This is a genomic window from Streptomyces sp. NPDC059456 (assembly GCF_042750055.1).
Classification (GTDB): domain Bacteria; phylum Actinomycetota; class Actinomycetes; order Streptomycetales; family Streptomycetaceae; genus Streptomyces.
The window spans coordinates 1-2,905 of the sequence record NZ_JBHYVA010000891.1 but is presented as its reverse complement, the minus strand read 5'-3'; the positions used below and the strand labels follow the sequence as shown (position 1 = coordinate 2,905).

Here is a 2,905-nt window from a genome sequence, read left to right as displayed (position 1 = left end):
AAGCTGTTGGTGAGTGGGGGTTTGGGGCCACCCCGGTTGTAGAGGCGGGGGCGGTTGGCGGGGGCGGCGGCCCCGGGGGCCCCGCGGATCTCCTCATATATTCGCCCGTCGTACGCTTACGGCCATGCGACAGCGCCCCATTCCCGGTACCACCGGCCTCGTCCGCACCATGAGCCTGCTGGGCGATCCGGTGCTCCACTCGGCCTGCGCGGAGGTCACCGAATTCGGCCCGGCCCTCGACCGGCTCATCGAGGACATGTTCGCGACGATGTACGCCGCCGAGGGCGTCGGCCTCGCCGCGAACCAGATCGGCGTCGGGCAGCGGGTGTTCGTGTACGACTGCCCCGACGACGAGGACGTGCGCCACGTCGGGCACATCGTGAACCCGCGCCTGGTGGCGGCCGACGGGGACGAGTTCCGCGGCCCCGAGGGCTGTCTGTCGCTGCCCGGCCTGGAGGCCGGCACGGTGCGCTTCGACCGCGCGGTCGTCGAAGGGGTCACCTCCGCGGGCGCGCCCGTACGGATCGAGGGCACCGGGTTCTTCGCCCGCTGCCTCCAGCACGAGTGCGACCACCTCGACGGCACGGTCTACGCGGACCGGGTCACCGGGATGCGCGCCCGGCGGCTGCGGCGGGCGATCCGCAGGACGCCGTGGGGCGCGCGGGCGGGTGCGGCCGCTCAGGGCTGAGCGAGGTCCCCGCCGGTCCCCGGGGCCGGCCGGCGGCCCCCGCGGCCGCCGGCTAGAAGCCCGGGCCGTCCGCGCGGTTGCCCGCCGTGGCCAGCCGGCCCCACAGCAGGTCGGTGAGGCCGGCGACCAACTCCGCGCGCTCGCACGGGCGCTCGCCGAGCCACCAGTCCCCGGCGGCGTGCATCATGCCGACGATGCCGTGGCCCCAGATCCGGGCCAGCCGTTCGCCGCCGGGGCCGAGGTCCACGCGCTCGCCGATCACCTGGGCGAGCTCCTCGCCGAGCCGGCGCAGCAGCGGGGCCGAGTGCAGGCCCACGTCGAAGCCGCGCTCGGCGGCGTGCGAATCCTCGGCCGGGTGCATCAGGAAGCGGTACACCTGCGGGCGGGCCTCGATGGCCGCGAGATATGTGTCGAGGGTGGACTCCACGCGGCTGCGGCGCTCGGCCGGGGCGTCGAGCGCGGCCCGCAGGGAGTCGAGCAGGGCGTCGGTGTGCCGGACGGCGAGGGCCTGGTAGAGCCCGGCCTTGTCGCCGAAGTGCCGGTAGAGGATCGGCTTCGTGATGCCGGCCTCCGCCGCGATGGCGTTCATGGACGCCTTCGGGCCGTCCCGCAGGACGACCCGGTCGGCCGCTTCGAGCAGCTCCCGCCTGCGGCGCTCGGCCGCTCCCGGCTCCCCGGTCTGCTGAGTGGTGTCCATGACGTGTTCTCTCCCCGCCCTTGCGATGGTGCGTGACGCCCACGCAACGTAACACCCCGCACACCCTCGCGAACGAATCGGCTGCCCGGGGAACGACTCTGCTTGACAGTGCTTACTCGTCGGTAACAGACTGTGGCCACCGTAAGGGTTACCGCTAGTAACGCACTGGTGGATGCACAGGTGGAGGGGACATGGCGGAGTTCACCATGGAGCTCAATGACGACCAGAAGCAGGTGCGGGACTGGATCCACGGCTTCGCGGCCGACGTGATCCGGCCCGCCGCCGCCGAATGGGACGAGCGCGAAGAGACTCCGTGGCCCGTCATCCAGGAGGCCGCCAAGGTCGGCATCTACTCGCTCGACTTCTACGCCCAGCAGTTCTTCGACCCTACCGGCCTCGGCATCCCGATGGCCATGGAGGAGCTGTTCTGGGGTGACGCGGGCATCGCCCTGTCGATCGTGGGCACCGGTCTCGCCGCCATCGGCGTCGTCGCGAACGGCACCGAGGAGCAGATCGGGACCTGGATCCCGCAGATGTACGGCACCCCCGACGACGTGAAGGTCGCCGCCTTCTGCTCCTCCGAGCCCGACGCCGGATCCGACGTCGGCTCGATGCGCACCCGCGCCGTCTACGACCAGGCCAAGGACGAGTGGGTGCTCAACGGCACCAAGACGTGGGCGACCAACGGCGGCATCGCCAACGTCCACATCGTCGTCGCCGTGGTCGACCCGGAGCTCGGCACCAAGGGCCACGCCTCCTTCATCGTGCCGCCGAACACCCCGGGCCTGTCGCAGGGCCAGAAGTTCAAGAAGCACGGCATCAGGGCCTCGCACACCGCCGAGGTGGTCCTGGAGGACGTCCGCATCCCCGGGTCCTGCCTGCTCGGCGGCAAGGACAAGCTGGACGAGCGGCTCGCCCGGGCCCGCGAGCGGGCCAGGGCGGGCGGCGGCGAGCGGGTGAAGAACGCGGCCATGGCCACGTTCGAGGCCTCCCGCCCCGCGGTCGGCGCCATGGCAGTCGGCACCGCACGCGCGGCGTACGAGGTCGCCCTCGACTACGCCAAGACCCGTACGCAGTTCGGCCGCCCGATCATCGACAACCAGGGCGTGGCCTTCCAGCTCGCGGACATGCGGACCCAGATCGACGCGGCCCGCCTGCTGGTGTGGCGGGCCTCCTGGATGGCGGTCGCGGGCAAGCCCTTCACCTCGGCGGAGGGCTCCATGTCGAAGCTGTTCGCGAGCGAGATGGCCAAGAAGGTCACCGCCCAGGCGGTCCAGATCCTCGGCGGCAACGGATTCACCCGCGAGTACCCCGTGGAGCGCATGCACCGCGACAGCGCGATCTACACGATCTTCGAGGGCACCAGCGAGATCCAGCGCCTGGTGATCGCCCGCACGCTCTCCGAGATGCCGATCCGCTAGGCCGGGACCGCGGCCGCGGGGGGGGGGGCGCCCGCCCCCCCCCCCCGGCGCCGCCGCCCCCCCGCCCGGCCCCGGGGCGCGGGGCGCGTGTGGGAGAAA

Annotated in this window: 3 protein-coding genes; 2 read left to right on the top strand and 1 reads right to left on the bottom strand. The window is 72.5% G+C overall.

Going from position 1 to position 2,905, the window contains the following annotated elements:
* Window positions 1-124: 124 nt before the first annotated feature.
* Entirely contained in the window at window positions 125-688 is a 564-nt protein-coding gene (def, locus tag ACFXA3_RS40145) for a peptide deformylase (protein WP_385195988.1), read from the top strand.
* Window positions 689-740: 52 nt separating this feature from the next.
* On the opposite strand, the gene ACFXA3_RS40140 is transcribed toward def, so the two are convergent.
* Window positions 741-1,385: a TetR family transcriptional regulator gene (locus tag ACFXA3_RS40140; RefSeq protein WP_385195986.1), complete on the bottom strand. Its 645-nt coding sequence runs from the start codon at window positions 1,383-1,385 to the stop codon at window positions 741-743.
* A gap of 191 nt (window positions 1,386-1,576) precedes the next feature.
* Here ACFXA3_RS40140 and ACFXA3_RS40135 point away from each other — a divergent pair, with 191 nt between their 5' ends.
* Window positions 1,577-2,806 (top strand): acyl-CoA dehydrogenase family protein, encoded by a 1,230-nt coding sequence (locus ACFXA3_RS40135; protein ID WP_385195984.1) that lies wholly within the window; start codon window positions 1,577-1,579, stop codon window positions 2,804-2,806.
* Window positions 2,807-2,905: the final 99 nt, after the last annotated feature.